Origin of the sequence: Mesorhizobium sp. (genome assembly GCF_024509055.1) — a bacterium.
Taxonomy (GTDB): Bacteria; Pseudomonadota; Alphaproteobacteria; order Rhizobiales; family Rhizobiaceae; genus Mesorhizobium.
In genome coordinates this window covers 1-6,247 of record NZ_JANINM010000052.1, presented here as the reverse complement: position 1 = coordinate 6,247, position 6,247 = coordinate 1, and the positions used below count along the sequence as shown (strand labels likewise).

The 6,247-nt window shown below is 66.0% G+C and carries 6 protein-coding genes; 2 read left to right on the top strand and 4 right to left on the bottom strand.

Annotated elements, in window-relative coordinates:
* The 3 genes from ligD to groL all read right to left on the bottom strand — a co-directional run.
* Positions 1–2,018 (bottom strand): DNA ligase D (gene ligD, locus Q0L57_RS03555; RefSeq protein WP_296737980.1); only part of this gene is annotated, 2,018 nt, incomplete at its 3' end.
* Between the two features lie 237 nt (positions 2,019–2,255).
* Entirely contained in the window at positions 2,256–2,480 is a 225-nt protein-coding gene (locus Q0L57_RS03550; RefSeq protein WP_296737978.1) for a hypothetical protein, read from the bottom strand.
* A 112-nt stretch (positions 2,481–2,592) separates the two neighbouring features.
* Positions 2,593–4,221 carry a chaperonin GroEL gene (groL, locus tag Q0L57_RS03545; protein WP_296737975.1) on the bottom strand — a complete coding sequence of 543 codons (1,629 nt, stop codon included), beginning with the start codon at positions 4,219–4,221 and terminating at the stop codon, positions 2,593–2,595.
* 315 nt (positions 4,222–4,536) lie between these two features.
* Between groL and Q0L57_RS03540 the strand changes: the two genes are divergently transcribed.
* Positions 4,537–5,034: an N-acetyltransferase gene (locus tag Q0L57_RS03540; protein ID WP_296737973.1), complete on the top strand. Its 498-nt coding sequence runs from the start codon at positions 4,537–4,539 to the stop codon at positions 5,032–5,034.
* Positions 5,035–5,058: 24 nt separating this feature from the next.
* Here Q0L57_RS03540 and Q0L57_RS03535 read toward each other — a convergent pair whose 3' ends face one another.
* Entirely contained in the window at positions 5,059–5,442 is a 384-nt protein-coding gene (locus Q0L57_RS03535; protein WP_296737971.1) for a hypothetical protein, read from the bottom strand.
* Between the two features lie 146 nt (positions 5,443–5,588).
* On the opposite strand from Q0L57_RS03535, the gene Q0L57_RS03530 reads away from it, so the two are divergent.
* The coding region (locus Q0L57_RS03530) for an aldo/keto reductase (protein ID WP_296737969.1) at positions 5,589–6,247 on the top strand (659 nt) is incomplete at its 3' end.

The following is a 6,247-nucleotide window of genomic DNA, read 5'->3' as shown; positions in this document are numbered from 1 at the left end:
CCCTCGCCCGGGTCGAGGTCGAAGACGATCTGGTCGGGCTTGTCGAGCTTCTGGCGATGCGTGCCCCAGGTGTGGAACTCGACGACGCCGAACTGCGCCAGCGCCAGGTAGCCCTTGGCGTCCTCGACCGACAGATAGGTTTTCGTCTCGCCCTCGGAGTTGGTCGACTCGAATACCGCCACCGAAGGCGGCATGCCGGTGAAGGCGTGGCGCTGGAAGAAGCAGTCCTGCGGCTTGCCGGTCGGGCAGCGCACCAGCGACACCGGCCGGCCGATGATGTGCGGCAGCATGAAGTCGCCAACCAGCGCGTAATAGACGGCGATGTCGAGTTTTGTGGGCCCGGTCTTGCCGAACAGGCGCCGCTCCGGATTGGTGACCCAGATGGTGGCGAGATCGGACTCCGCGATCAGCCGCTTGCGCTTGACCGGCACCGGCGTGGTCAGCCCGCCGACATCGCGCAAGCCCCGGAAGACGCCGTGGCGGATCGCGTTGTCGGCGGTGCGGTTGGAATAGCGCACGCGGGCCGAAAGCAGCGGCTTCACCCAATGCATCTCGCGCATCACCTCGCGCGGCGCGCCTTCGGGCGGCGTCGCGCCGGCGGTCATCCGCTCCAGCCGGGCGAGCAGGTCCCGCGCCATGTCGTGGTCGAAGCCGGTGCCGACCTTGCCGCGATAATGCAACTCGCCATCCTCGAACTCGGCCATGCCCAGCGCCGCCAGCCCTTCCGCCCGATCCGACACGGTGTAGCCGGCGATGACGAAATCGTCGGTCTTCTGCGCCTTGGCCTTGGTCCAGCTTCTGGTGCGGCCGCTGATGTAGATGGCGTCGGCGCGCTTGGAGACGACGCCTTCCAGCCCAAGGTCCGAGGCGTGGTCGAAAAGCCCTTGGCCGTCGCCCTCGACATGGTCGCTATACTGGATGGCGGAATTGGCGGCCTGGCCGGCGAGCAGCTCGGCAAGCAGCGCCTTGCGCTTCGTAAGCGGCGCCTTGCGCAGGTCCCAGCCGTCGAGGTGGAGAAGATCGAAGGCGTAGAAATGCAGCTTCGAGCCGGCGCCCTCGGCCAGCGCGTCCTGCAGCAGCGCGAAACGCGAGATGCCCTTTTCGTCGAGCACCACGATTTCGCCGTCGATGATCGCCTCGCTCACCGGCAGCCGCGAAAAAGCCTGCGGCAGGTCGCCGTAGCGCTTCGTCCAGTCGATGCCCGCGCGGGTCATCAATCTCACCGTTCCATCCACGACATGCGCCATGGTGCGGTAGCCGTCGAACTTTATCTCGTGCAGCCAGAGTTCACCGGTGCGCTCGGCGGGATCATCGCCGCCCGGCGGCTTCTGCACTTGCGTCGCAAGCTGCGGCTCGATGCGGATTGGCGGATCGCCTTTCACCGCTCCCGCCAGCGCCCCGGGCTTCAGCGCGCCGCGCTTCAGCGGCAGGCGCTCCGGCTTCTTCGCCGGCGCGACCAGCTCCTCGATGCGGCGGCCCGACTTCACGCTTTCGGGCCGCGTTTCGAGGATGTCAAGTTTGGTGTCGGAGGCGAGGTCGCGCTCCTTGAACAGGAGCCAGTTCTTCTTCGCCTCATCCTCGCCGGGCTTGGGCTTCAGCCTGGTCAGCATCCAGCCGCCATTGAGCTTCTGACCCGCCAGGCGGAACTTGAAGGCGCCGGTGCGCAGGCTCTTCTCGACATCCTCCATCGGCGCCCAGGTGCCGGTGTCCCACACGATCATCGGCCCGCCGCCATACTCGCCCTCGGGGATGACGCCCTCGAAGTCGATATATTCGACCGGGTGGTCCTCGGTCTCCACCGCGAGGCGTTTGTCGGCGGGGTTGAGCGATGGCCCGCGCGGCACCGCCCAGCTCTTCAGCACGCCGCCGACTTCGAGGCGCAGGTCATAATGGTCGGCGGTGGCGTGGTGCTTGTGGACGACGAAGCGATTGGAGCCTTCACCCGCCGTGCCGCCGGCGGGCTCTGGCGTGCGGGAGAATTCGCGCTTGGCGCGGTAGGGCGTGAGTTTGGTGGGCATGACTAGGCAGGGGGAACCAAAGACAAACGCCGCGTTCCTTCGCGCCCCCCTCTGTCCTGCCGGACATCTCCCCCACTTGGGGGGAGATCGGCAGTTCCGGCGCCGGCGCTCCCTTTACAACGTTGGCGATTGGCGAAGGCAGGCGCGACGTCTGATCTCCCCCCTTGTGGGGGAGATGTCCGGCAGGACAGAGGGGGGCGCTGTCCCGCCAGCCTGGCCGTCGTCATGCGCAAATGCTCAATCGTCGGCGGCCGGCGTCAGTTCCAGCTCGGCGGGCGTCAGCCCCTGCCTCAGCTGCGAGAGCCGGAACTCATCGACCCAATAGGCCTCGCCGTCGACCAGCACGCGGGCGCTGTAGGCGCCGCCGGAAAAGCTCTGCGCGGTGACATAGACCTTATGCCGCTCGAGCGCCTGCTTCACCGCGGCGCGGCGGGAATTTTCTCTGGCGACGGGACTGGCCATGGCCTCACTCGCAACACGCTGCCGCTCGAAGGACGGTTCCATAAGGATGGCGGAGAGCGGAGAGCGAGTCAATTTGCCGGGATCGCCGCGACCGGCGAAGGTCAAATTTCGCCTAATAATCCATCCCCGCCCCCGGGGCCATTGCCGGCACAGGCTCCTTCTTCGGCTTTTCCGCCACCATCGCCTCGGTGGTGACGAGCAGGCCGGCGATCGAAGCGGCGTCCTGAAGCGCGGTGCGCACCACCTTGGCCGGGTCGATGACACCTTGGCCGTAGAGATCGCCGTAATCGCCGGTCTGCGCGTTCCAGCCGAACGAGAATTGAGCGTTCTCACGCAGCCTGCCGACGATGATCGAGCCTTCGGCGCCCGCATTCTCGGCGATCTGGCGCACCGGTGTTTCCAGCGCGCGGCGCACGATGTCGATGCCGGTCCTCTGGTCCGGATTGTCAGCGACGGCTCCGTCGAGCGCCTTTGCCGCCCGAAGCAGCGCCACGCCGCCGCCCGGCAGGATGCCTTCCTCCACCGCGGCGCGGGTGGCGTGCAACGCGTCGTCGACGCGGTCCTTGCGTTCCCTGACCTCGACTTCGGTCGAGCCGCCAACGCGGATCACGGCCACGCCTCCGGCAAGCTTGGCCAGCCGTTCCTGCAATTTCTCCCGATCGTAGTCGGAGGTGGTCTCGTCGATCTGCTGCTTGATCTGCGCGACGCGGCCCTCGATGTCGGGCTTTGCGCCGGCGCCGTCGACGATGGTGGTGGTCTCTTTCTCGACGCTCACCCGCCTGGCGCGGCCGAGCATGGCGAGCGTGACATTCTCCAGCTTGATGCCGAGATCCTCGGAGATGACCTGGCCACCAGTGAGGATGGCTATATCCTCCAGCATCGCCTTGCGGCGATCGCCGAAGCCGGGCGCCTTGACGGCGACGACCTTCAGGCCCCCGCGCAGCCTGTTGACGACCAGCGTCGCCAGCGCTTCGCCCTCGACGTCCTCGGCGATGATCAGCAGCGGCTTGGCCGACTGCACCACCGCCTCCAAGATCGGCAGCAGCGCCTGCAGGTTGGAGAGCTTCTTCTCGTGAATCAGCAGATAGGCTTCCTCCTGCTCGGCGCGCATCTTGTCCTGATTGGTGATGAAGTAAGGGCTCAAATAGCCGCGGTCGAACTGCATGCCTTCCACGACTTCGAGCTCGGTCTCGGCGGTCTTGGCCTCCTCGACGGTGATGACGCCTTCGTTGCCGACCTTCTGCATGGCCTCGGCCAGGAAGCGCCCGATCTCGGCATCGCCATTGGCCGAGATGGTGCCAACCTGGGCGATCTCGTCATTGCGGGTCACCTTGCGCGCATTGGCCCTGATCTCGGCGACGACCACCTCGACGGCCCGGTCGATGCCGCGCTTCAAATCCATCGGGTTCATGCCGGCGGCCACGGCCTTCGCCCCTTCCCGCACGATGGCCTGAGCAAGGACCGTGGCGGTGGTGGTGCCGTCGCCGGCGATGTCGCTGGTCTTCGACGCCACCTCGCGCACCATTTGCGCGCCCATGTTCTCGAACTTGTCCGCAAGTTCGATTTCCTTCGCCACCGTCACGCCGTCCTTGGTGATGCGCGGAGCGCCGAACGACTTGTCGATGACGACGTTGCGGCCCTTGGGCCCGAGCGTCACCTTCACAGCGTCGGCCAGGATATCGACGCCGCGCAGCAACTTGTCGCGGGCCTCGGAGTGGAATTTCACTTCCTTGGCAACCATTGGAACCCTCCCTCAACAAGGCTCTCCAGCCGGCCTCGCCGCCTAACGCAACTAGTCTCGGGCGAAGGGGTTTCAAGGGGGCGCCGGTCCGGAATTTATCGGCGCCCGTCTTATTTTCAACGCGCTGTAATCATGGGATTATTCGCGATCCGGGAGCGTGGGCGGCGGCTGGCTCGACGCGCCGTGGAAACCTGTGCGGCGCAACATCGGAACAGTTGCCGCCGCCAATCCGTTCAGAGGGATCCGGCAGCCGCCTCCGGCCAAGCCTCCGACAGGCGCGGAAGGGTGCCGCGTCGGCGAGCAAGGGAGAACACAATGACCCACATCCGCGCGATGACGGCGAACGACCTCAGCGCCGTGTCACAGCTTCTGGGCGGGTCCTGGCGGCGCACTTATTCGCCGATCATGGGTGAGGAAAACACCGCGCGGCTGTCCGACGAGAAGCATGCGCCGGAGAAGCTGGCGGCCGAACTTGCCGACGACGACAAAATGTCCTTCGTGGCCGAGCGCACCGACGGCTCGATCGCAGGCTACGCGATGGCGGCGATGGATGGACAAGGCGACGTCATGCTCGACCGGCTTCACGTCGAGCCGGAAGAGTTCGGCACCGGGCTCGCCGTCGATCTCCTGCATGCCGTGCTTGCCGCCCATGCCGGCATTCCGTCGATCGCGCTGGAGGTGATCGAGGGCAACGACAGGGCGATCGCCTTCTACCGCAGGCACGGCTTCGAGGTGGTGGAGCGCCGGCCGGCCGCGCATGGCGTCGGCGGCCACGCCTCGCTGATCATGCGCCGGATGCTGCCGATGGCTTGAGCGACACTCCATGCACGCGATGCATCACACCCCGAAGAAGGCCTTCAGGTCATCTATCGTGGCAAAGCGCTTTCGCACCCCTTGCCTCTCGCCGACGTAGAAATTGTCGCCGAAATAGGTCCATGTGACGTCCTTGATCTTGCCGGAAGCCCGAACGTCAGCCTCGCTCAACGAGGCCAGGCTGCCGTCATCGGCCCGTTCGGCGGCCATCTTTCGCGTGATGGCCAGGGGCAATGTCGCCGAAGTCGGCTGCGGGGCCGGCCGGGACCTGCGGAGGGCCAGCAAGAACAATCCGATCAGCGGGAATATGGCGCAGACCACGCCCCACGTGACGGGATTGAGGTTCTTCGCATTGGCCCAATAAGCCCCGATACCCCCGAATATCGCAGCCACAATGAAAATCAGCATTCATCCTCCCCCCGAAGCTCGCTGAAATCAATCAATGGCAATTTCATTCGCCAGGCAATCCCAAATGGCGGGCAAGCCCGAAGCGCTGGACGCGTTCAGCCACGGCCCTATAGTTTAGCCGGATTGCAAATTCGGAGACAGACAGGATGAGCCTCGCCAAACAAAAGCTCGGCAGCCAGGGGCTCGAAGTCTCGGCCGTCGGCCTCGGCTGCATGGGCATGAGCCAGTCCTACGGGCCGGCCGACGAGGCGGAGTCGATCGCCACGCTGCACCGGGCCATCGAGCTCGGCTGCACCTTCCTCGACACGGCCGAGGTCTATGGGCCGTTCATCAACGAGGAGTTGCTTGGACGCGCGCTGAAGGGCCGGCGCGACGAGGTGACCATCGCGACGAAATTCGGTTTCCTGATCAAGGATGGCAAGCAGGCCGGCACCGGCCTCGACAGCCGGCCCGAGCACATCCGCGCGGTGGTGGAGGCTTCGCTGAAGCGTCTCGATACCGACCGCATCGACCTTCTCTACCAGCACCGCGTCGACCCCGCCGTGCCGATGGAAGATGTGGCGGGAACCGTCGGCGAACTGGTGGCCGAAGGCAAGGTGCGCTTCTTCGGCCTGTCGGAGGCCGGCATCGCCAACATCCGCCGCGCGCATGCCGTGCACCCCGTGTCGGCGCTGCAGAGCGAATATTCGCTGTGGGAGCGCAACATCGAGCCCAAGATCATCCCGGCGCTCAAGGAGCTGGGCATCGGCCTGGTGCCGTTCGCGCCGCTCGGCCGCGGCTTCCTCGCCGGCGACGTCAGGCGCGC